The sequence below is a fragment of the Candidatus Goldiibacteriota bacterium HGW-Goldbacteria-1 genome, from assembly GCA_002839855.1.
Taxonomy (GTDB): Bacteria; Oederibacteriota; PGYV01; order PGYV01; family PGYV01; genus PGYV01.
Genome location: PGYV01000008.1, coordinates 1 through 24,426 on the forward strand (window position 1 = coordinate 1; position 24,426 = coordinate 24,426).

A 24,426-nucleotide genomic window follows, 5' to 3' on the forward strand; every position below is an offset into this window, starting at 1 on the left:
AAACAGCGACCGAGACTGTAACGGAGACTATAACGGAAACAGCCACAGAGACAGTGACAGAGACTATAACGGAAACAGCGACAGAGACTGTAACAGAGACAATAACAGAAACAGCGACAGAGACCGTAACAGAGACAATAACAGAAACAGCGACCGAGACTGTAACAGAGACAATAACAGAAACAGCGACCGAGACTGTAACGGAGACTATAACAGAAACAGCTACAGAGACCGTGACAGAAACTATAACGGAAACAGCGACCGAGACTGTCACGGAGACTATAACAGAAACTGCTACAGAAACTGTAACGGAGACGGTTACAGAAACTGCCACTGAGACTGTAACTGAAACAGCCACTGAGACTGTAACTGAGACAATAACAGAAACGGTAACTGAGACGGTGACAGAAACGATAACAGAAACAGCGACCGAGACTGTGACAGAGACTATCACTGAAACGGCAACAGAGACTGTGACAGAGACTATAACAGAAACCGCGACTGAAACTGTAACAGAGACTATCACTGAAACGGCAACAGAGACGGTTACGGAGACTATCACTGAAACGGCAACAGAGACGGTTACAGAGACTATAACAGAAACAGCCACAGAGACAGTGACAGAGACTATAACAGAAACAGCCACAGAGACAGTGACGGAAACCGTTACAGAAACGGCTACTGAGACTATAACGGAAACAGTTACTGAAACTGTAACGGAAACAATAACAGAAACGGCTACTGAAACTGTGACGGAGACTATTACGGAAACAGCAACAGAGACAGTGACCGAAACCATTACAGAAACGGCTACTGAGACTATAACGGAAACAGTTACTGAAACTGTAACGGAAACAATAACAGAAACGGCTACTGAGACTGTGACAGAGACTATTACGGAAACAGCAACAGAGACGATAACAGAGACTGTAACCGAAACGGCTACAGAAACTGTCACAGAGACGATAACTGAGACTGTAACCGAAACGGCTACAGAAACTGTCACAGAGACGATAACTGAGACGGCCACGGAGACAATCACAGAAACAGTAACAGAAACTATGACAGAAACGGCCACCGAAACAGTAACTGAAACGAGCACAGAAACTGCAACGGAAACTATTACGGAAACTGCAACAGAAACTGTCACGGAGACAATTACAGAGACGGCAACCGAAACAGTAACGGAAACAATTACAGAGACATCTACAGAGACTGTCACGGAAACAATAACCGAAACAGCCACAGAGACCGTTACGGAAACTATAACTGCAACTATAACTGAAACGGCAACGGAAACTGTTACAGAAACTATGACTGAAACTATGACTGAAACGGCAACAGAGACTGTAACAGAGACAATAACGGAGACGGCAACAGAAACTGTTACTGAAACTGTAACGGAAACAATAACAGAAACAGCCACAGAGACGGTAACCGAAACTATGACAGAAACTATTACAGAAACTGCAACAGAAACAGTAACTGAAACAATGACAGAGACGGCTACAGAGACTGTCACGGAAACAATGACAGAAACTATAACGGAGACTGCAACTGAAACCGTAACTGAGACAATTACAGAGACGGCTACAGAGACTGTAACCGAGACAATTACAGAGACGATGACGGAAACTGCGACAGAGACCGTAACCGAAACAATCACGGAGACAGCCACTGAAACAATAACAGAGACTGTTACAGAAACAATGACAGAGACAGCAACCGAGACAATTACGGAGACAATGACGGAAACGGCAACAGAGACCATTACAGAAACTGTTACAGAGACAATGACAGAAACGGCAACGGAGACTGTTACGGAAACTGCTACTGAAACTATGACCGAAACAATAACAGAAACTGTAACGGAGACTGCAACTGAAACGATAACCGAAACTGCAACGGAGACAGTTACAGAGACGATGACAGAAACTGTTACGGAGACAATAACAGAAACGCTTACAGAGACTGCAACGCCGACACCGACAAATACTCTGTCTCCTACATTTACTGAAACTTCAACGCCTACAGCGACAGAAACGGATACGCCGTCTGTAACGCAAACAAATACAGAAACTGTAACTGCGACTTCCACAGAAACTAATACGCAGACAGTTACAGAAACGGTTACAGAGACTGTAACGGCAACGAATACGCCGACTATACTGCTGTCGCCGACATCAACGCCTACTTCAACATCAACAAATACAATGTCAAATACGCCTACGCTTACAGCCACGGCAACCGCTACCGGTACTGCCACAGCATCAAGGACTATGACCTTTACAGCCACGGCTTCGCCTACTGTTACGCTTACCCCTGCGTTATCGGCAACTTCCACTGCCACACCGACGGTAACGCTTACTGTTACAGCCACAGTTACCGCGACTAATACGCAGACATCAACGCCGACAGAGTCAGAGACATCCACTATTACTGCCACCTGGACCGCTTCGCCGACTATTACGGTCACGCCTACGGTCACGCCGCTGCCGAATTACCAGATAACGATAAAAATATATAATTCCGCGGGTGAAGTGGTAAAAGAGCTTTCCAGAGACGTTGAATACGGGACATACAATATGTTTAAAGACTTCACGGTGGAAAATCCGGTATTCAGCCCGGATGACGGCGGTACGGTAAGGCTCAATATAGAAGGTATGATAGTGGAATGGGATGGCAAGAACGAGCAGGAAAAGAGTGTTGAAAACGGCGTATATTACATACATGTGGAATGCAAGGATGAATATGGTTTTGTTCACTCGGTCACAAAAGATGTCACTGTGCTTACCAACAGCGTGAAAATGCAGGTCAGAATTTACAGCAGCGCGGGTGAAATTGTAAAAATTATACCTGTGGATATGACATATACTGCAACTGATGATATTATAAAGATAGTACCTGAACCTCCGCAGGCGTTTGTGCCGGGCGATAACAATCAGGTAAACTATGTGCAGATTATTTATAACGGGCAGACGATTCTCTGGGATGGTACTAATGACTTTGGTACAATTGTGGGCAACGGCGTTTATACCGTGCAGATAGTAAATGTTAACACCAAAGGGTATAAGATTGTGGCTGCGTCTAACCTGACAGTTCTTCATAATGGTTATGAGATTCTGTCAAATATCAGGATTATACCCAATCCTATTGACCTTGCACAATACAGGATACTTACCATAAGGTATGACGCTATGGCAGGCACCCGCATCAAAGCGAAGCTGTATAACATTGCGGGTGAACTGATAAAGACGCTTGAACCTGCAGCCGGCGCGCTTGAGATTAGGTGGAATATAATGGAATTTGACAAGCCGCTGCCTGCCGGTGTGTATGTTGTGGTTATAGAGGCAAGGTCTAATAATGGAATGACAAAGAATGCCGTAGAAAAATTTACCATGATAAGGTAATACTTTCCGGCTATAAAATCCAAGGAATTCATAATGTCAAAAAAACTGTTTTGTTTATTATATTTATTGGTAAACGGTTAATGCTGCGCACAAGGGTAAGCGAATTAACCGGCGGTGAAATAAATGTTCTGATGGCATATACATATGACGGCAGGGAACTGATAAGGCAGGGCGTTGAAATAACACCGCGTATGGCGGAAAAATTAAGAGAGCAGAAGATAGGTTTTGTCTACGCGGACGGCCCGGTGACAGTGTCCGCAGTTTTTGACAGGAACATCATTTCCGGGCTGCATAAGGTTATTGCCTGTTTTGTTGAAAGCGGCGGCAATGACGCGGAAATATTAAGAAAGTATAATGACACCGAAATAAAAAGTTTTCTGTCTGTCAACAATGAAACGGGAAAGTCAATTGCCTACGGGCATATAATGAAATATTTTGCCGGTAAAATGTATGATGCGCTTCGCGGCAGGACAGGCATTGTTTACGATTTTGTTGATTACAGGGGCGCGGAGAATTACTTTATTTTTCACATGGTCAATGTGTGCTGTATGTGCATGGCGACGGCTCAAAATATGGGGCTTGACGGGGCTTCTGTAATTGATATCGGAATAGGTACAATGCTGTATGATTACCAGATGCAAAAGATGGATTTTTCCATGAAAAATGAAATATTAAAGACGGATGAAATGGAAAAAATTAAGGAACATACAGTGAATGCTCACCGGTATTTAAGGTCTGTTTACGGAATTCCTTCAAGGTCTTCCGCGATAGCCCTTCAGCACCACGAAAGGCATGATGGAAGCGGTTATCCCGGGCAGCTGAAAGGCGGCGGGATACTGCTTTTAAGCAGAATAGCTGCAGTATGCGACGTTTATGATTCAATGGTATCGCAAAGGCAGCACAGGCCGGCATATAATCCGGAAGAGGCGTGGGATTATATAAAAATAAATTCAGGCGTTATTTTTGACCCTGAAACAGTAAGTGTTTTTTTACGTACTGTCCCCAAGTATATGCCCGGCGATATTGTACATCTTGCGTGTGAAAAATATGGCCTTGTAGTAAAAAATAATTCTGACAGGCCTGAAAACCCTGATATAATAATAATTGAAAAAACGCTTGAAAATGATATAATCGGGATGAAAATTGAAAAAAAATCAGACGCGGTTGCGGCTGAAGGGGATTTTCAGATATTAAAGACAACCGCAAGAATAAGGTGAAAGTTTAATGGGAAAGACTATAGCAGTTGTTAACCAGAAAGGCGGCGTGGGTAAAACCACCACCACAGTCAATTTATCCGCTTATCTGGCGGTAAAAGGCAGAAAAGTTCTTCTTGTTGATATTGACCCGCAGGGCAATGCCACGATAGGGCTTGGTATCAATAAACACGCTGAAGAATCAAACATAAATGACGTGCTTATGGGTGATGAAAATATCGCCGCGGTTATAAAAAAAACATCGGTTGACGGCTTGTTTCTTGCCGCTTCAAATGTGAATCTTGCCGGTGCGGAAATACAGCTGGTAGAAATGGCAGAGCGTGAATACAGGCTTAAACAGGCGCTTGCTGAAATTAAAAAAGATTACGACTACATTTTTATAGACTGTCCGCCGGCGCTTGGGCTTTTAACCTTGAATTCCCTTGTTGCCGCGGATTCTGTCCTTATTCCGATACAGTGCGAGTTTTACGCGTTAGAAGGCCTTGCCAGGCTGCTTGAAACTGTGGAACTGGTTAAGGACAGCCTTAATCCGGATCTTATGATAGAAGGGGCGCTTATCACAATGTTTGATTCCCGCACAAGCCTTTCGGTACAGGTGCTGGAAGAAATAAAGAAAAAATTCAAAAACCGAGCCTATGACACCATAATTCCAAGAAATGTAAGGCTGTCTGAAGCGCCGGGTTTTGGCCAGACAATACTGCAATATGATAAAGGTTCCCGCGGCGCAAAAGCATACGAAAATCTTGCCGAAGAAATAATTAAAGGTGAAAAACACGCATCAAAAGAGAGGTTGGTAAAATGAGTTCAGGAAAAAGCAGGCTTGGAAAAGGCCTTGACGCGTTAATCCCGGGTTCAAGAGCTAAATTAAGCGGGCAGGCGCCTGTAGTTCTGTCCTCGGGATTGTCAGAAATAAATGTTTCTGATATTAAACCGAATACACTGCAGCCCAGAAAAACTTTTACGGCTGATAAAATGGAAGAATTAATACAGTCTATAAAAGAAAACGGCATTATAGAACCCATTATTCTCAATGAAACGGGTTCGGGAAAATATGAAATTATTGCCGGCGAAAGGCGTTTTATAGCCGCACAGAGGGCGGGTTTAAGAAAGGTACCCGCGGTTATAAAAAATGTCACCGCAATGAAAAAACTTGAATGGGCGGTTGTGGAAAATATAATAAGAGAAGATTTAAATCCCATAGAAGAAGCAATGGCGTATAAGCAGCTTATGGAAGGTTACAGGATGACGCAGGAGCAGCTTGCCGCAAAACTTGGGCGCGTAAGGGCGACTGTGGCCAACACGTTAAGGCTTCTTATGCTCCCGGAATCTGTCCAGCAGTATGTAAAAACCGGACGTTTAAATGAAGGCCACGGCAAAGTACTTCTGGGTATTGATGATAAAAGCAGGCAGAAAGCACTTGCGGAACAGGCGGTAAAAAAAGACCTTTCTGTAAGGGAGCTGGAAGAACTGGTTGCGGATATGCCCGGAAAAAGAACAAGAAATACTTCAAGGCCGTCAGATAGTTCCGCGGAAATGAAGGATATTGAAAAGGAAATGAAGTTTAAGCTTGGAACAAAAGTCAGTATTAAAGGCAGTTATAAAAGGGGCAAAATAGAGATAGAGTATTATAATAAGGAAGACTTTGAAAGGATACTGCAGGTTTTCAGGGATTAGTATAAAAAAGCGGTTAAATTAAAACGCACCCTTTTGGGTGCGTTTTTTTATTTAATTGGGTTTCTTTTTATAGCCGGCGGCATCTATCTCTTTTTGAAGCTGTTGAACCCAGGCGTTATATTCGGGTTCTATTTCTTTAAGCCTTTCGCGGGATTTTTTTACCCATTTACTTTCAGGCGGCGTGAAAAGGTCTGTAACAGTCTGATACTGTACATAAGCGTTTTTTAAGGAGTTATCCTCCATCAGCATTCTGTACTGTGGTTCGGATATTTTCTTTTTTGAAAGCTGGTCATCGTAATACTGTTTTTTTGCTTCCGCGTTCTTATAAAAAGAAAGGTGCCTTTCGCCTTCAAGGAATTCGCGTTTTGCCCTGCGTACAACTTCAAGCGGTGCCATGATAAAAAAGGCAATTATAAAAACTGAAAGCGCAAGCCCTGTATTTATAAGAATTTTCTTTGTGTTTTCGGTCATTTTAAATGCTCCTTTGCTGATTTATTGCCTAATTTTAAGGTTAAACAGGCTGTTTGTCAACATGATAAACTTGTGAAAACACAGTTATCCTGTTGCGCCCGGCACCGGGGTATTATATAATTAAAAATCAAAATATAATAAGAGGTATGATATGGATAAAAGTTATGAAAAAGCCCTGAAATACTGCCTGAACCTGCTGTCAAAACAGGATTATCCGGAGCTGGAAATAAGGAAAAAACTTGAAAAAAAAGGCAATGATAACGATACAATTGAAAAGATAATTAATTACCTTAAAGGAAAAAACTATTTAAATGACAGGGCTTTTATGGCTCGGCTTGTGGAAAAATATACAAAAATAGAGCCCGCGGGGAAGCTGTTTATAGCCGCGAAACTGGAAGGCAGGGGTTTCACGGAGAAAGATTATAGCGAAATCTTAAGCGGGCTTGATGAAACAAAACTTGCGAAAGCGGCAATGGCATACAGAAAAAAGAGCAAACCGAAGGATAAAGATAAGTTTAATAATGCCCAATATTGGGGCAAATATCTTGTTTTAAGGGGCTTTGAGTATGATATAATTGAAAAAATCACAGATGGAATGAAGGAGGAATTTTAATTGAAAAGCGCTGAATTAAGAAAATTATATCTGGAGTTTTTTGAGTCCAAAGGCCACCTGATAAAGCCAAGCTGGTCCTTAATACCTGAAGACCCGTCACTGTTATTCACGGTGGCAGGAATGGTGCCTTTTAAGAATTACTTTCTTGGAAAGGTTCCGCTGACGTTTACAAGGGCTACCACGTCCCAAAAATGCATAAGGACGAATGACATAGACAATGTGGGGCGTACCAGAAGGCATCACACCTTTTTTGAAATGCTTGGCCATTTTTCATTTGGCGATTATTTTAAAGAAGACGCCATAAAATGGATATGGGAATTTTTAACCGAAACGGTAAAATTACCTAAAGACAGGCTTTACATAACCATATATCTTGATGATAACGACGCTTATGATATATGGTTGAAAAAGATGAAAATTCCCGAAGACCGTATTTTCAGGCTAGGGAAAGACACTAATTTCTGGGAAATGGGGCCTGTGGGGCCGTGCGGCTATTGCAGCGAGATATATTTTGATTTTGAACCGGATAATAAATCCAAGGTAACAGCGCAGGATATAGAGACCAACGATAACCGCTTTCTTGAAATATGTAACAGCGTTTTTACGGAATTTGACAAGCAGCCGGACGGAAAACTTCTGCCGCTGGCACAGAAGAATATTGATTTTGGAATGGGGCTTGAAAGGCTTGCGGTGGTCTCCCAGGGCGTGTTATCCAATTTTGAAACCGACCTTTTTATGCCGATAATAGCGCAGGCAGAGGAAATTGCCGGGACCAAGTACGGCAAGGATGAAAAGATAAATATATCACTGCGCGTAATCGCGGATCATGCCAGGGGTGTTTCTTTCCTTATCGGTGACGGGGTGCTTCCGTCAAATGAAGGGCGCGGTTATGTATTAAGAAGGATAATCAGGCGCGCCGTCAGGCACGGCAGGCTTCTTGGCATTAAAGAGGCTTTTCTTCATACACTTGTACCGACAGTGGCGGAAATAATGAATGATGCGTATCCGGAAATTTCACAGAGAAAAGATTACATAATGCAGATAATAAAAATGGAAGAAGACAAGTTTGCAGAGACAATGGACAAGGGAATTGAACTGCTTAATCACGAAATAAAAGGGCTTAAAGATAAAGGTGAAAAGCATTTATCAGGCGAAGCCGCGTTTAAGCTTTATGATACTTTTGGATTCCCCATAGAAATAACCGAAGAAATTCTGGCGGAAAACGGAATGAACGTGGATAAAGACGGGTTTAAATCTTCAATGGAAGCGCAGAGGGCAATGGCAAAGAAAGCGTGGAAAGGGATAAATTCCGAACTTGGCGAAAAGATGCCAAAGGGAACCATTGAAAAACTTAATGTAACAAAATTTACCGGGTATGAAACCATTAATGAAGACGGGTGTAAAGTTTTACTGCTTGCCGCGAAAAAAGAAAAAGTATCATCAGTGTCTGCCGGGCAGGAGGCATATCTGATACTGGATAAAACTCCTTTCTATGCCGAAAGCGGAGGCCAGGTAGGCGACAGCGGAATGATTTATTTTGACAGCGGCGAAGCAAAGGTAAAAGACACGCAGAAAATGGATGAAAAATTTATTCATATCATAAAGGTAATAAAAGGCGAAATTAAAGAGGGAATGACGGTTAAGGCGCAGGTTGATAAAAACGAAAGAAACGCGACGATGAAAAATCACACATGCACACACCTTCTTCAGGCGGCTTTAAGGCTTGTGCTGGGACTTCATGTGGAGCAGGCTGGTTCATATGTGGGCCCCGACAGGTTAAGGTTCGACTTTACGCATTTTGCACCGCTGACTGAAGATGAAATAAAGAAAGTGCAGTTTATAATGAACGGGTGGATACAGGAAAGCTACGATGTAACAGTTGAACTGCTTGATTTTCATCAGGCCAAGGCAAAAGGGGCTATGGCGCTTTTTGACGATAAATATAAGGATAAAGTCAGAATGGTAACAGTCGGCGATGTCTCGCTTGAATTGTGCGCCGGTACGCATATCAGCAATTCCGGTGAAATTGGAATGGTCAAGATAATCTCGTACGGTTCCACGGCAGCGGGAGTGCGCAGGATAGAAGCCGTGACCGGAAGGGGCGCGGAAGCGCTGTTTGGGGAATACGATGATTTTATAAACGGCTTAAAAGAACAGTTTAAGGTATCGTCGATAGATGACATAAAGGAAAGGCTGAAAAAGCTTGCGGCAGAAAATAAAGAGATGGAAAAAAGCATTTCTGAATATAAAAAAGCTGACGTGTTAAAAAATGTGGAAAGTTACCTTGATTCCGCCGCGGAGATAAACGGATATATGTTTATAACTGTTAAGTTTGCGGATGCCGATAAAAAAGCGATAAGGGACCTTGGTGATATTTTAAAGGCAAGGGTAAAAAAAGGCGCGGCTTTAATTGCCAATTCCGCAGAGGGAAAAATATCGTTCTTATGTGTGGTTTCGGATGACGCAGCCGGAAAACTTGATGCCGGAAAGATAGTAAAAGAAGCGGCTGCTGTATGCGGCGGAGGCGGCGGCGGAAGAAAAGACATGGCCGAAGCCGGAGGCAAAGATCCGTCAAAAGTGGATGAAGCCATAAAAAAAGTAACAGAATTAATAAAAACTTTGACAGCATAGGAGAAATAAATTGAGAATAATGGCATTTGATTCAGGGACAAAAAGGATAGGAGTTGCATCAAGCGATGAAACCGCTTTGATAGCGGCCGGCATAGGCTACATAGAAGTAAATGAAAAAACAGATGATGAACTGAAAAAAGTGGTGGAAGAAAGAAAACCTGGCAGGCTTGTAGTCGGCAGGCCTTTAAACATGAACGGCACGGATAATCCCAAGACCACGTTTGCCAATGAACTTGCTGAAAAATTAAAGATACTTTTTCCGGGAATGGAAATAGTGATGTGGGATGAAAGGCTGACTTCCATGCAGGCTAATAAGATGCTTATTGCCGGGGGGATGAGGCGCGACAAAAGAAAAGAAACCGTGGACAAAGTGGCTGCGGCGCTTATTTTGCAGAATTATCTTGATTTTCTTAAAATGAGGGAGCGCAATGTCTGAAAAGAAAAAAACTTTAACGGCAGCTGTTAAATTTGTAACCGCGTTTTTTATGGCGCTGTTATCTGCCGTGATTTTCTGTTTTTTTATACCCGTGCAGCCGCTGTCCGGTGAAAAAGTAAATGTATATATAAATTACGGCTCCGGAATAAGGGCAATTTCCAGGGAACTGAAAAACGCCGGGATTATAAGAAACAGGACGGTTTTCAGAATTTATTCCATCATCACGGGAAATACAACAAAGTTAAAAGCCGGAGAATATGAATTTGGTTTCGGCGAAAATATAGCGGGCATTATGGACAGAATGGCAAAAGGGGATGTTATCAAGCACCCTGTCACCGTTACCGAAGGGATGGATGTATCCGAAATAGCCGCGGCGCTGGCATCAAAAAATATGGCTGACCCGGTGCGTTTTATGGCTTTGTGCAGGGATGCGGAGTTCCTTAAAAGAAACGGATTTCCAAAAAATAACGCGGAAGGTTTCCTTTTTCCGGATACTTACGGATTTGTAAAAGGGGAGACAGAAGAGCGCATAATAGCGGCGATGTACGCGCGGTTTAAACAGAAGGTTAACCTTAATATAGATGAAAATTATGTAATCAACGGTTATAAAATATCCGGATACGGCATTTTAAAACTTGCATCCATAATAGAAAAAGAAGCGCAGTTGGATTCTGAAAGGCCGAAAGTGGCTTCTGTATTTTATAACAGGTTAAAATCAGAAGAAGCATACCTGCAAAGGCTTGAATCCTGCGCAACCGTAAGATATGCAAAGAATAAGAAAAAAGGCGCCCTCTTATACAAGGACCTGAAATTTAATTCACCTTATAATACCTATATTGCCATTGGATTACCCCCCGGCCCTATATGCAATCCCGGAATTGAAAGCATAGAAGCGGCAATGGCGCCGGCAGATACCAAATACAGGTACTTTGTGGTAAAGGCTGACGGCGGGCATACTTTTTCAGAAACATTAGGGCAGCACAATGCCGCAAAACAGCAGTACAAGGATAACAAATGAAAAGGCTGTTAATTGCAGCAGCCCTGGTATTAACACAAGCGGCGTCTCTTTTTGCCTTTACCGCGAATTCAGGCGCGCCGGTATATACAGAACCCTATTACCTGCAGGTTGAATACGGCGAAAAATATTTTGAATATAGAAATTTTTATATAGTGCAGGGTGAAGACGGCTATTATAACTCACTGCTTGCCGGGCTTACTACACAGCTGCTTACAGGTATGGCACAGAACTTCAGGATTTCAATAAATCTTCCCGAAGGTTATTCGGCGGGGGTAAACCTTCTGCACATTCTGCAGAAAATGGGTGATTATAATTTAAATAATTTTCAGTCGCTTACAGTGGCAGCGGATAAAAAGATAGGGGACATGTTTTCCATAGGGGCGGGAATAAGGGTGCCCTTAATTGAAAACCTGCCGGATGACCCAAGGCTTTTGGATTATAGCGATAAGTTCAATCTTATATTAAGGGCGCAGGCTCAGGTGCCGTTATGGTTATTCCGCTTTTACGCGGATGTAAGGTTGGAGCAGAATCTTAAAAATGTTATGTATAAAAATGAACTGTCCGCAATAGCCGGCGCCGGAATTGAAGTTTTTAATGACCCGGAAAAACAAAAAATTACGCTTTTATGTGAAGCAGGGGCGGATTACTGGATATACGGAGAATATTTTTCATATATATGGAAAGCTGTGCCGCAGGCTGTACTTTCTTTTAACGGGGGATTTGACCTTGTATTTTCCGTGGATTTTTTACTGGATGCTTACAGGGTGTATGCAAATGAACCGGATGATATTTTATTTTCCGTAAAAGCCAATTATTCTTTTGACCCGCTGCCTCATCCCAAAGAAGGGCAGGAAGGCGGCGATGACAATTCGGGAGGCACCACAATTTATTACCCGGAGCCGGAAAAAGAGTAAAAGTCAGGGTTTAATACCATATGGGGGAATAGTGAAAAGGAAAAATGACAGGCGCAAGGAAGTAACCGTTGAATCAGTTCTGTCGGTTATCAAAGAAAAAGGCATTTCTGTTAACGTGAAAAGTGTCTTAATTGCTCTTGGGGCGCCAAAGACGGAACGTTCCAAAATAAAAAAAATATTGAAACAGCTTGCCAGGGAAGGCAGCATAGAAAAATCAAGAAACAGGTTTGCTGTATCCGGCGCTTTTGAACGTTCTAATACAATCCAGGGCAAAGTTGACCTTAAAGCGGATTTTGGTTTTCTTCTTGTGGAAGGCGGCGAGGATATTTTTCTTGGAAGGCGTACTGTGGCGGAATTATTGCCCGGCGATGAAGTGGAGATCTATGTAAAAAAAAGCAGGGTGGGCGCGCGGGAAGGGACGTTGAAACGGATAATTAAACGCGGGGACGGGCCTTTTATGTGCAGGGTAAAAATGGTAGGAACGCGCCTTTATGCCTCTCTTGTATTTAAAGAAACGCCCTTTATCAAACTTAAAAAAAGCGATTTTGAACTAAAAATTAATGATATTGTACTTATTGAAATTTCAGAGACGCCGGACGGCTTAGCCGGCGAAGTAATTTCCCATCTTGATGACACTGATAATGTGGAAATGCACAAACTGTTCATTCTGAACAAACGAGACATAAGGCAGAAGTTCCACGATAATGTGCTGGCAGAAGCGGACAAACTTGAAATTCCCAAAGATGTAATTAAGGGAAGAGTGGATTTAAGAAAAGATACCATTATCACAATTGACCCGTTTGACGCCAAAGACTTTGATGATGCCATATCGTTGTATACGGAAAACGGGAATTATATGCTGGGTGTGCACATAGCGGATGTCACGCACTTTTTACAGGAAGGCACAGCCATGGATGAAGAGGCCTATGAAAGGTCTGTAAGCACTTACCTTCCGGGCGAGGTAATCCCAATGCTTCCGGAGCGGCTGTCCAATGATATGTGTTCGCTTGTGGAAGGCAAAGACAGGCTAACTTTTTCTGTTTTCATGGAAATAAACCCTGAAGGCGAAGTGATAAAATATGATATTAAGGAAAGTGTTATAAGAAACAGCAAAAGATTCGCGTATGAACAGGTGGAAGATATAATAAAAGGAAGGCTGGAAATTAAAGACAGGAACATTAAAGAAATGGTTTTTTTAATGGCCGAATTAAAAGACGTGCTGCGTAAAAAAATGCTTGAAGGCGGCATGGTGGATTTTGACCTTGGAGAGCCCATTCTTCTAATGGGCGACGGTTTTCAGGTCAGGGATATCAGAAGGAAGATGGGGCTGGATTCACATAAACTTATAGAGTACTGCATGATTTACGCCAACGTATGCGCCGCTGATTTTATCACCAAGAATTATTCCGCGGGTATGTTCAGGATACACCCCCAGCCGGTGGAAAAAGATATTATGGAATTTAATGATTTTGCCGCTGCCATGGGGTATATAGTCAGGATTAAAAAACCGGAAAGCAAAGAGTTTCAGGCGGCAGCGGCAAAGATAAAAGGAACGGATAAAAGCATATTTTTGGAGAGAAAACTTCTGCGCGCTATGCAGCTGGCAAGGTATTCAGAGGTTAATCAGGGCCATTTCGGGCTGGCGCTTAAAAAATACACTCATTTTACGTCTCCTATCCGCCGTTATGCCGATGTTGTCGTCCATAGGCTTATAAAAAATAAACTTGGGACACAGTCCATGAAGGATACGGATAAGGCATATTTGAAAGGTTCGGCGTATGATATTTCCACGCACGAAGAAAATTCGGAAAAAGCCGAAAATGATATTTTTAGATTGTACGCTCTTAATTTTTTAAAGGAAAAGCTTGGTGATACGCTTGAAGTTATTATCACCAGAATAACCAAGAACGGTTTTGTGGTGGAACTTGCGCAGTATCCGGTGGAAGGGTTCATGAATTTTGACGCGATGCGTGATGATTATTATCTGTATGATGAATCCAGGCAGATGGCGGTTGGCAGAAGGACAAAGAAAATATTCAAACTTGGCGATAAAATATCTGCTATAATAGTAAAAATAACTCTTGAAACCCTTAAAATGGAGCTTGAAATAGATGAAGAAGACCACGCTTAAGGTAATTATGTTATTTATACTTCCGGTGTCGTCTTTTGCCACAAGTGCCGGTGTTACTTCCTTATTTGATATAGGTTTGGGGGTAAGGACACAGTCAATGGGATGCGCGTTCATCGGCGGCGAAAGTGACAGCAGCAGCATAAAGGCAAATCCGGCGGCGCTTTTTACACTGGAACGGCTGGAGATACAGGCAGCTTACACGCCGATGTATTTTGATACAGCGTATAACTATATTTCAGCTGCATTACCCACAACTGATTTTGGGGCTTTTGGTGTTTCTGCGGCAATGATGTCTACAGATGATGTGATTCTACGCGATAATGACGGGGCAGAAGCCGGTAAGACTTCGCAGCTGCTTGCGGAATTCACGGCGGCATATTCCAATAAACTATATTTTGAAGGGCTTCTTGGAGGCATATCTTTTAAAGTTGATCACCATGGAATTGCAGAATATTCAGATACTTCATTTGGGCTGGATGCCGGGCTGCAGTATTCAATTAAACCGGATGAGAAAAGTACATTGACGGCAGGGCTGCTTTTTAGAAATTTGGTGGAACCTTCCATTAATCTTGACGGCAATGCGGACATTTATCCGCGCCAGGTTCTGCTGGGAGCCGGTTATTCCCGTAAATTTAAAAACATATCATTTTCTCTTTTTGCTGACGGGTCAGTACCTGTAGGTACTGAGTTTGAATTCATGACAGGGGCAGAAATGGGAATATTAGAAACCTTTTTTATCAGGGGAGGGTACAATTCTTTTGGCATAATTTCTTTTGGGGCAGGATTCGCGGTTATGGAAAATTACATGGTCGATTACGGATTTTTTATGAATGATATAGAAGGGCAGCACAGGGTCTCCGTTAAAGTAAGGCTTGGTGATAACATTCAGGACTTAAGGGCTAAAAAAGAAGAAATTGAGATGAAAAAAGTGGAAGCAAAGGCTAAAGTTATGGCGGCAAAAGAGCTTGAAGCCATGAAAAAATCACTTGATACAATAAAAAAGGATTCGGCCAAGCAGGAATATTTTAAGGCCTCACATTATACCAGGGGGCTTGAAGCGTATTATGAAAATGATTATAAAAGGTCCGTTCTTGAATTTGAAATGGTTTACAGAATGGATTCAAATTACCTTAATACCGCGTATTATTTATCCATGGTAAAGACAATTTTAAGGAAGTCAAAAGAAGACATGTACAGCGAGGCTGTGCTTAAATTGTACAAGTCCGGTGTTGATAAATACATGAATGAAGATTTTTTAGGCGCAAAAAAAGAATGGGAAAAGATACTTGCCATTGACCCGTATAATAAACTGGCGCTTGATAACCTTAAAGAAGTAAATTCCATGCTTCTTGGCATTGAAAAAATAGAACAATAGGCGGGGAAAATGCTTTTCAGTAATAAAGTGCTGTCAGAACAAAAGTTTTCTTTTCCGGCCAAGGCGCCGAATGTTGCCGATATAAAACTGAAACTTGGCACCATCTTTAAAGAGTACAACTTTTCATATAAAGATATGAATAACATGATGGTTGTACTTGATGAGGCCTGTTCCAATATAATAAAGCACGCTTATAAAGGCGCGGAAGGTGATATTGATTTTGAAATTCAGGTAAAAGAAAAAGGTATTTATATAACCATAATTGACCACGGGAAAAGCTTTAACTGGAAATCGTTCCGTACCCCTAATTTGAATCATTATGTGGATATAGGCAAAAAAGGCGGACTTGGTGTATGGATAATAAGAAAACTTACGGACAGAAGCGATTATAAAATAACCCAGCGCGGCAATGAACTTATGCTTGTGAAATACCATTCCAAACCCTCTATTCTAAATAGAATTTTGTCTATTTTTTCCACCGGGAGAGGCATAAAAGAGAAATTTGCCCTTGCCACCACCATGTTTATTATAGTTTTAATGGGCAGTATTTATTGGTATTTTCTCCAGCATGAAAGAGAGGTGCTGAAAGAAAAGTATATCCTTAATTCCGCGGAGACGGTGCGAAGCCTGGGGCAGTACGCAAAGGATAGAATGATAAAAGGAAACGCCCTTCCTATTATAAAACTTGTGCAGCAGATAAAGAAAAACACCGAAAACGTCAGGGAAGTAATGGTTATAGATAATACGGGAAAAATTATTGCCCACAGCGATGTTCAGAAACTGTACACCAAGTTTGAAATGAAAGACTCGGTAACAGGTTCCGGTACGGTTGCGGATGTACAGCTTGTGACGTTTAAAGACACACGCGGTGAAGGGTACAGGCTTGTAGAAGCAATTACTTATCAGAACATTGACATCGGCGAAGCCCATATAGTAATAGGCGCGGAAGATGCAAGGCGGGTTATGGAAGGCAAGAAAGCAAATATAATATTTGTAACAATTGTGGTTTTTGCACTTTCCGTGCTTGGTATATATATGCTCTTAGGTGTCATAATGAAACCGTTAATGCAGTTAAAAGACGGTGTTATAGCAATAGGCGAAGGGCGGCTTGACCACAAGATAGAACTGGACGGGAAGGACGAATTTACCGATATTGCCAATGCTTTTAATGATATGGCCAAAAAGTTTAAGGGAGTACAGGCCGAACTTGTTGAACAGGAAAAGGTGCAGAAAGAAATACAGGTGGCAAAAGAAATACAGATGACACTTCTTCCTAAAGACATACCTGAAACTGAAGGGTTTGATATTGCATCCTTTTATAGGGCGGCGCGCGATGTGGGCGGCGACTATTATGATGTAATGAAAGTGGGGCCGGGATTAATAGGTGTTATTGTTGCGGATGTATCCGGCAAGGGTGTTCCCGGGTCGCTGGTTATGACCATTACAAGGACGGTAGTCAGGCTTGTGGCAAATCAGAACCGTTCGGCAAAAAATGTGCTTGTTAAAGTGAATAATTTTGTAAAAGAAGACATGAAAAAAGGAATGTTTGTGACCGCTTTCTATCTTGTACTTGATTCGTTAAGCAGAAAAATAAATTTTGCATGCGCGGGGCATGATCCGCTTCTGATATACAGGGCAAAAGAAGATAAAGTGTACTGGGTAAAACCAAAAGGTTTTCCTCTTGGCATAAGCCTTCCGGATGACGACCTTTTCCGCACGGTTATGGCGGAAGAAAACATAAAACTGCAGAAAGATGATTTGCTGCTGATATATACAGACGGCGTGACAGAAGCCATGAATGGAAAAAGGGAGCAGTTTGGCGAACAGAGGTTTGTAGAAACGGTAAAAAAATACGGAAAACTGACAGCAAGGGAATTTATATCCAACCTTGAAGAGGAACTTAAAAACTTTACACAGGGTTATCCGCAGAATGATGATATAACACTGGTGGCTATAAAAGAAAAGAAGAGCGAAAATATGGTTATGAACAAAGCGGGCAAGGATATTGAAAAACTTAAAAAGAAGGGCATGACAGGAAAAGAAATAGAAAAGAAACTTGGCATAAACATAGGGGTATTTGAAAGGTTAAACAGGCTGCGCAAAGAAAAAGGCAGGGCAAAAGAAGGCATGAAATTCCTGACCTTTGAGCAGAAAAAAGACCTTATGAAATATATACTGGAAAAACCGGAAGAAGGCGTAAAGTATTATACAGCACAATTAAGCAAGAAATATGGTATAGCTATAGATTCAAAACTTATAAAAAACGAGCTTAAAAGGACGTATCTGGCAACTGTGGAAGCCAGAAAGGTATATTCACAGGATAGGAAATAATAAAATTTCCCGAAATTACAGGAGAACATAATGATAAAGCGTTTTGCCTATACAAAAAGGAACAGTAATGAAATAAAAGAGTATCTTAAAAAAATTGACGCGTTTTCTGCAAAGGTGCCGGATTCGGTCCTTGAAATAATTGATGATGTCAGAAAAAACGGCGACGCCGCGCTTTTTGATTATGCACAAAAGTTTGATAAAGCGAAAATTAAATCCTTAAAGGTTAAGGGTTCAGACATTAAAAAAGCATATACCCTTATAGACAAAAGCCTTATAAAAGCCATCAGGGTTGCGGCAAAAAACATATCTGATTTTCACAGGCTGCAGAAAGAAAACATTAAAGGTTATACATATAAAAATGAAGGGTATACTATAGAACAAAAGTATCTGCCCTTGGATTCCGCGGGAATATATATCCCGGGAGGCCAGGCGCCGCTGTTTTCAACGGTTTTGATGGCGGGAATACCGGCAATTACAGCAGGGGTTAAAAGAATATGTATTGTATCACCGCCGCGGTATAATTCAGAAGTAAATCCTTACGTGCTTGTCGCGGCAGACATTATAGGAATAAAAGAAATATACCGCGCAGGCGGCGCGCAGGCGGTTGCAGCACTTGCCTATGGTACAAAAAGTATTACTAAGGTTAATAAAGTGGTTGGCCCGGGAAATATTTACTCCACCGGCGCAAAAAAAGAGCTTTTTGGCACTATTGGTATTGATTCCATAAACGGCCCGTCAGAAGTTACCGTAATTGCGGATGAAACAGCAGACCCGCAATTTATATTATTTGACCTTCTGGCGCAGGCAGAACACGTAAACGGGCATTCAGTCTTAATTACAACTTCCAGGAAACTGGCAGATTTTATTGAAACCGGCCTGAAAAAGGAAAGCAAACTGAATATTACCGCGGTTATAATCACCGTGAAATCGCTGGCACAAGCGGCGGGTATTGCCAATGAAAAAGGGCCTGAACACCTGACGGTAATTACAAAAAAAGATAATGCCGTAATTGACGGAATTACAAATGCTCCGGCTATTTTTGCCGGCAACTATTCGCCGGTGGCTTTTGGCGACTATATGGCAGGTGCTAATCATATACTGCCCACCAACGGCACTTCTAAATTCTTTTCCGGACTGTCTGTGCTGGATTTTATGAAACACACGCATATTGTAAGGTGTACTAAAAAGGCGATTGAAAAATTCGGGCCTCTGGCAGAACAAATGGCGGAAACAGAAACTCTTTTAAATCACAAAAGAAGTATTGAAATAAGGCGAAAAAAATAACAAGGAAGCATGATGAAAATACCACCTAAAAGCAGCATCGCTGAATTAAAAGCTTATGACCCTTGCCTTTTTAAAGGCAGGTATAAACTTGACGCTAATGAGAATCCTTATGGTATGCCCGCGGCTTTAATAAAAAAGATTCTTGCCAAAGCGGCGTCGCTTGATTTAAACAGGTACCCGCAGCCGGGAGCCCCGGAACTGCGAAAAACGCTGGGCAAAAAATTAAAAGTAAATTCAGATAACATAGTTGTGGGCAATGGTTCGGACGAACTGCTGCTGTATCTTATGATGGCGTATCTGGAGGCCGGTGACGGTGTTATTGCTCCGGTACCGTCTTTTGAAATGTACGGCCTGATAGGAAAAGCGTTAGGCGGAAAATTTATACCCGTGCCGCTGGATAAAGATTTTGACCTTGATGATGCGGATATAATAGAATTAAGCTGTAAAAATAAAACAAAGTTTATATTTATCACTTATCCTAACAACCCCACGGGCAATTGCTTCTCGCGGGAGCGGATAATAAACATCCTTGATAACACTTCGGCGCTTATAGTTATTGATGAAGCGTATTTTGAATTCTCGGGAAAAACTTTTCTGCCTCTGTTGAAAAAATACCCCAATCTGATAATAACCAGGACGTTTTCAAAGGCATTTTCAATGGCGGGATTAAGGCTTGGGTATATGGCGGCATCCGAAGAGATTTGTAATAATGTCAATAAAGTGCGCCTTCCATACAATATAAATTCACTTTCCATGTTTATTGCCATGGAAGCAATGAAAAATGAAAGACAGATGAAAAACTCGCTTGATATAATTAAGAAAGAGCGTGAAAAAATGTTTAAAGTAATTAAATCAGAATATACAGCCGTCAAAAGTGATGCTAATTTTATATTTCTAAAATTAAATAATGCTAAAAAAGCGAAATTTGCCTTTGAAAAAAGCGGTATTTCTATTAGAATGTTCAGCAAAGGCCCCGCAGCCGGCTGGGCAAGGATAACAGTCGGAAAACCGGCGGAAAATACGGCAGTTCTTAAAATTCTTAAAAGAGGTGTTTAATGGCAAAAAAAGCGGCCATAAAAAGAAAGACAAAAGAGACGGATATAGACCTTTCACTTGGTGTCAATAAAAGCGGGGCGTATAAGATAGACACGCAGGTGCCGTTTCTGACACATATGATAGAACAGTTATCAAGGCACAGCAATGTAGACATTGCCCTTAAGGTAAAAGGCGATATTCAGATAGACGCGCACCATATTACTGAAGACACGGGAATTGTAATAGGCAAGGCGCTTGCAAAAGCGCTGGGCGATAAAAAAGGCATTGCCAGATTCGGTTCAGCCTGCGGCGTTCTGGATGAAGCGCTTGTAAGGGTGGTTTTAGACCTGTCTGGCAGGACATATTGTGAGGTTAACCTTGACCTTAAAGAAAAGAAAACAGGAAATTTTGATACGGAATTAATTGAAGAATTTTTTCACGGATTCGCTCGCGGCGGAAACCTTACCCTGCACGTTGACCAGATAAAAGGGAAGAACACGCATCATATCGCTGAAGCCGCGTTTAAAGGGCTGGCGCTGGCATTAAAAGCCGCTTTAAAAAAAGACGGCATTACCGTAAAAAGCACAAAAGGAAGTTTATAGGATAAAATGGGTAAAATTGTAATTGTTGACTATGGAATGGGAAATATTCACAGCGTCAGTAAGGCTTTTGCGCACATAAAAGCGTCCGTGAAAGTTTCTGATAAACCGGAAGATATAAAAAAAGCCTCAGGCCTGGTTTTGCCCGGCGTGGGTGCTTTTGGCGATGCCATGAGACAGCTTAAAGAAAGAAAGCTTTACATACCGGTTAAAGAAGCGGCTAGAGCGGGAAAACCTATACTTGGGATATGCCTTGGTATGCAGCTTTTAATGGCGCAAAGCGAAGAGTTTGGCAGCCATAAAGGTTTTGGTTTTATAAAAGGCAAAGTGGTAAGGTTTACCGGAAAAATGAAAATACCGCATATGGGCTGGAACAACATAATGATTCAGGATAAAAAGAATCCGGTGATTAAAGGCGTTAAGGATAACTCGGAAGTATATTTTGTGCACTCTTACTACACGCTGCCGGAAGATAAAAAAGACACCCTGTGCGTGACAGACTACGCGGGTGTTAAATTCGCGTCTGCTGTCAGCCGCGGAAATATTTTCGGTTTCCAGTTCCATCCGGAAAAAAGCGGCGAAAAAATGCTTAGAATCTATAAAAATTTCAATAAACTTGTTGAAAATCAGGAAAGGTGAATTCATGCAGATTATACCGGCAATTGATTTAAGAAAAGGCAAATGCGTAAGGTTAATAATGGGAGATGTAAGGGACGAAACCGTATACAGCAAAGAGCCCGTGGCTATGGCTAAACTTTGGCAGGTCAAAGGCGCACGTATGATACACGTGGTTGACCTGGACGGCGCGTTTTCCGGCAGGCCCAAGAATATGGAGCTTATCATTAAGATGATTAAAGCTTTAAGGGCAAAGGTGGAAGTGGGCGGCGGAATCAGGACGGAAAAAACCATAAAAAAATATATCAGGGCCGGCGCAAGAAGGGTAATCCTTTCCACTTCGGTGATAGGCAGCGATAAATTTCTTAAAAAAATGGTGGAAAAATACGGCGATAAGATTGTAATCGGCGTTGACGCGAAAGACGGAAAAGTGGCTGCAAAAGGGTGGAAAGACATAACCAAAATAGACGCGATTGATTTTATAAAACAGCTGGAAGCAGCCGGCGCAAAAATGATTGTTTATACCGACATAAACCGCGACGGAGTTTTAAAAGGCCCTAATTTTAAGGGTGTGGTAAATGTCCTTAAAAATACAAAGATGAAAGTGATAATTTCCGGCGGCATTACAAGGATGAAAAATATTGAACGCTGTATTGAACTTTCCAAGAAATATGACAATGTTGAAGGCGTTATAATAGGAAAGGCGCTTTACACGGGCAACATTGACCTTAAAGAAGCGGTAAAACTGGTAAAGGACTAACTGATGCTGACTAAAAGAATAATACCGTGCCTGGATGTCAACAAAGGCAGAGTGGTAAAAGGCGTTAAATTTTTAAACTTAAAAGACGCGGGAGACCCCGTTGAAGCGGCGGTCAGGTACAATAAAGCGGGGGCGGACGAACTGGTATTTCTTGATATTACCGCATCGCACGAAGTAAGAAAAACCATAATTGATGTTGTAAGAAAAACCGCGGAAAAAATTTATATTCCTTTTACCGTTGGCGGCGGAATAAGGGAAGTTTCAGACATGGAGCTTATTTTAAAAAACGGCGCGGATAAAGTCTCTGTTAACACAGCCGCTGTTATGAACCCTTCTCTTATAGAAAAAGGCGCAAGAAAGTTTGGAAGGCAGTGCATTGTGCTTGCGGTGGATGCCAAAAGGAAATCCAAAGGAAAGTGGGAAGTATACACGCACGGCGGAAGGACAGCCACGGGTATTGACGCGTTAAAGTGGATAAAGCAGGCGGTAAAGCTTGGCGCGGGCGAGATATTATTAACCAGCATGGATGCCGACGGTACAAAAGCCGGCTATGACATTCCGCTTAACCTTGCCGTATCAGAAGCGGTTGAGGTTCCTGTAATAGCCTCCGGCGGCGCGGGCGGCCCGGAACATATGCTTGAAGTTTTGAAAAAAGGAAAAGCAGACGCGGTGCTTGCCGCTTCCATATTCCATTATAAAGAATATACGGTAAAGTCGGTAAAACAATATTTAAGGGAAAATGGGATAGCGGTAAGGTTGTAAGACAAGTGACAGGTTGCAGGTTACAGGTTACAGGTTACAGGTGACAAGTGACAAGTGACAAGTGACAAGTGACAAGTGACAGGTGACAGGTGACAAGTGACAGGTGACAGCACCGGAATAATTAAAACGAAAAATGTGAAACGTAATCAATAGTATAACCGTGGAGAGGTTTATGAAAAAAACAATCATCGTGGCACTCTTAATACTATTTGCGTTTATTGCTTATGCTCAGGAGAAAAATTCTGAAGGCATTTATGTTAAAGGAAATAAAATATACGCGCCGGATGGGGAAGAGATAATACTGCGCGGTGTGAATAAGATGTTTGTCTGGACGGACAGGGAAGGGAATTCAATTCCTGAAATCGCCAAGACCGGCGCTAACAGTGTTCGTATCGTCTGGACCATGAAAGACGGCAATTATGAAGGGCTTGATAAACTTATAGAGAAATGCGCCGCGAATAAAATGATACCTATAGTAGAGCTGCATGATGCCACCTGTAAATGGGATGAAGAATTATTCAAACAGCTTACCGCTTGGTGGACAGCGCCTGAAATGATAGCAATTGCAAAAAAGCATCAGAAATACCTTATGATAAACTATGGCAATGAAATAGGCGACTGGAAGACAACGGTTGCCGGCTATAATAAAAAATACACTGCAGCCGTGAAAGCCATGAGAAAAGCGGGAATTCATGTGCCTATAATAATAGACGCGGGCAAATGCGGGCAGGACATGAATAACTATTATGCCGGCGCGGAAGAAATTCTAAATGCTGATCCTGATAAAAACATAATATTCTCAATACACATGTGGTGGACGGATAATGATGAAAACCGCGTTAAAGACGCGCTGGAATCGGTATCATACACAAACGCGCCGCTGATAGTTGGAGAGTTTGCAGCTTACGGGATAGGGTGTGTTAAGACAATTGCTTACAAGGCGATAATGGAACACTGCGCCAAGAATAATATCGGCTGGCTTGCCTGGTCGTGGGGGCCGGGAAACAGCGACTGTGCGGAAATGGACATGACCAAGGACAGTAAGTTCACCGGGTTATATGGCTGGGGAAAAGAAGCTGCAGTTGACGGCGAATACAGCATTAAAAAAACCTCTAAAATCCCTAAATTCATGGCGGAATAATACCTGCAGATA

The 24,426-nt window shown here is 42.1% G+C and carries 20 protein-coding genes; 19 read left to right on the forward strand and 1 reads right to left on the reverse strand.

All coding sequences use genetic code 11. The features are described from left to right. From CVV21_09300 to CVV21_09315, 4 genes are all read left to right on the forward strand, one after another. On the forward strand, nucleotides 1-3,410 hold a 3,410-nt coding region (locus tag CVV21_09300; GenBank protein ID PKL90991.1), incomplete at its 5' end, for a hypothetical protein. An 80-nt stretch (nucleotides 3,411-3,490) separates the two neighbouring features. Further along, the gene (locus CVV21_09305) at nucleotides 3,491-4,627 is read left to right on the forward strand and encodes a hypothetical protein (protein PKL90992.1); all 1,137 of its coding nucleotides are present in this window, start codon (nucleotides 3,491-3,493) and stop codon (nucleotides 4,625-4,627) included. Nucleotides 4,628-4,634: 7 nt separating this feature from the next. Beyond that, nucleotides 4,635-5,426, forward strand: coding sequence for a hypothetical protein (locus CVV21_09310; GenBank protein ID PKL90993.1), 792 nt, complete (start codon nucleotides 4,635-4,637; stop codon nucleotides 5,424-5,426). Continuing rightward, nucleotides 5,423-6,298, forward strand: a complete 876-nt coding sequence (locus CVV21_09315; protein ID PKL90994.1) for a hypothetical protein — start codon at nucleotides 5,423-5,425, stop codon at nucleotides 6,296-6,298. Before CVV21_09310 ends, CVV21_09315 begins: the two co-directional genes overlap by 4 nt. Before the next feature lie 51 nt (nucleotides 6,299-6,349). Here CVV21_09315 and CVV21_09320 read toward each other — a convergent pair whose 3' ends face one another. Further along, nucleotides 6,350-6,769: a hypothetical protein gene (locus CVV21_09320; GenBank protein ID PKL90995.1), complete on the reverse strand. Its 420-nt coding sequence runs from the start codon at nucleotides 6,767-6,769 to the stop codon at nucleotides 6,350-6,352. A 151-nt stretch (nucleotides 6,770-6,920) separates the two neighbouring features. Here CVV21_09320 and CVV21_09325 point away from each other — a divergent pair, with 151 nt between their 5' ends. The 15 genes from CVV21_09325 to CVV21_09395 all read left to right on the forward strand — a co-directional run bounded on the left by CVV21_09325 (nucleotide 6,921) and on the right by CVV21_09395 (nucleotide 24,414). Continuing rightward, on the forward strand, nucleotides 6,921-7,382 hold the full coding sequence (locus CVV21_09325; GenBank protein ID PKL90996.1) for a hypothetical protein: 462 nt from the start codon (nucleotides 6,921-6,923) through the stop codon (nucleotides 7,380-7,382). Next, nucleotides 7,383-10,013 (forward strand): alanine--tRNA ligase, encoded by a 2,631-nt coding sequence (locus CVV21_09330; GenBank protein ID PKL90997.1) that lies wholly within the window; start codon nucleotides 7,383-7,385, stop codon nucleotides 10,011-10,013. A 10-nt stretch (nucleotides 10,014-10,023) separates the two neighbouring features. Further along, nucleotides 10,024-10,449, forward strand: coding sequence for a Holliday junction resolvase RuvX (locus tag CVV21_09335; GenBank protein ID PKL90998.1), 426 nt, complete (start codon nucleotides 10,024-10,026; stop codon nucleotides 10,447-10,449). Beyond that, entirely contained in the window at nucleotides 10,442-11,467 is a 1,026-nt protein-coding gene (locus CVV21_09340; GenBank protein PKL90999.1) for an endolytic transglycosylase MltG, read from the forward strand. Before CVV21_09335 ends, CVV21_09340 begins: the two co-directional genes overlap by 8 nt. Then, the gene (locus CVV21_09345; GenBank protein PKL91000.1) at nucleotides 11,464-12,381 is read left to right on the forward strand and encodes a hypothetical protein; all 918 of its coding nucleotides are present in this window, start codon (nucleotides 11,464-11,466) and stop codon (nucleotides 12,379-12,381) included. The genes CVV21_09340 and CVV21_09345 overlap by 4 nt, the downstream gene beginning before the upstream one ends. Then, complete coding sequence (locus CVV21_09350; GenBank protein ID PKL91001.1) at nucleotides 12,329-14,512, forward strand: hypothetical protein; 2,184 nt, start codon at nucleotides 12,329-12,331, stop codon at nucleotides 14,510-14,512. Before CVV21_09345 ends, CVV21_09350 begins: the two co-directional genes overlap by 53 nt. Beyond that, nucleotides 14,493-15,887 carry a hypothetical protein gene (locus CVV21_09355; protein PKL91002.1) on the forward strand — a complete coding sequence of 465 codons (1,395 nt, stop codon included), beginning with the start codon at nucleotides 14,493-14,495 and terminating at the stop codon, nucleotides 15,885-15,887. Before CVV21_09350 ends, CVV21_09355 begins: the two co-directional genes overlap by 20 nt. A 9-nt stretch (nucleotides 15,888-15,896) precedes the next feature. Further along, complete coding sequence (locus CVV21_09360; GenBank protein PKL91003.1) at nucleotides 15,897-18,218, forward strand: hypothetical protein; 2,322 nt, start codon at nucleotides 15,897-15,899, stop codon at nucleotides 18,216-18,218. A gap of 30 nt (nucleotides 18,219-18,248) precedes the next feature. Then, complete coding sequence (gene hisD / locus CVV21_09365) at nucleotides 18,249-19,502, forward strand: histidinol dehydrogenase (protein ID PKL91004.1); 1,254 nt, start codon at nucleotides 18,249-18,251, stop codon at nucleotides 19,500-19,502. Nucleotides 19,503-19,511: 9 nt separating this feature from the next. Beyond that, on the forward strand, nucleotides 19,512-20,558 hold the full coding sequence (gene hisC, locus CVV21_09370; GenBank protein PKL91005.1) for a histidinol-phosphate transaminase: 1,047 nt from the start codon (nucleotides 19,512-19,514) through the stop codon (nucleotides 20,556-20,558). Then, nucleotides 20,558-21,139, forward strand: coding sequence for an imidazoleglycerol-phosphate dehydratase HisB (locus CVV21_09375; protein ID PKL91006.1), 582 nt, complete (start codon nucleotides 20,558-20,560; stop codon nucleotides 21,137-21,139). Before hisC ends, CVV21_09375 begins: the two co-directional genes overlap by 1 nt. A 6-nt stretch (nucleotides 21,140-21,145) precedes the next feature. Then, nucleotides 21,146-21,775, forward strand: a complete 630-nt coding sequence (locus CVV21_09380) for an imidazole glycerol phosphate synthase subunit HisH (protein PKL91007.1) — start codon at nucleotides 21,146-21,148, stop codon at nucleotides 21,773-21,775. A 4-nt stretch (nucleotides 21,776-21,779) separates the two neighbouring features. After that, complete coding sequence (hisA, locus tag CVV21_09385; protein ID PKL91008.1) at nucleotides 21,780-22,511, forward strand: 1-(5-phosphoribosyl)-5-[(5-phosphoribosylamino)methylideneamino]imidazole-4-carboxamide isomerase; 732 nt, start codon at nucleotides 21,780-21,782, stop codon at nucleotides 22,509-22,511. 3 nt (nucleotides 22,512-22,514) lie between these two features. Continuing rightward, entirely contained in the window at nucleotides 22,515-23,273 is a 759-nt protein-coding gene (locus tag CVV21_09390) for an imidazole glycerol phosphate synthase subunit HisF (GenBank protein PKL91009.1), read from the forward strand. Nucleotides 23,274-23,445: 172 nt separating this feature from the next. Continuing rightward, complete coding sequence (locus CVV21_09395) at nucleotides 23,446-24,414, forward strand: mannan endo-1,4-beta-mannosidase (protein ID PKL91010.1); 969 nt, start codon at nucleotides 23,446-23,448, stop codon at nucleotides 24,412-24,414. The last annotated feature ends 12 nt before the right edge of the window (nucleotides 24,415-24,426 follow it).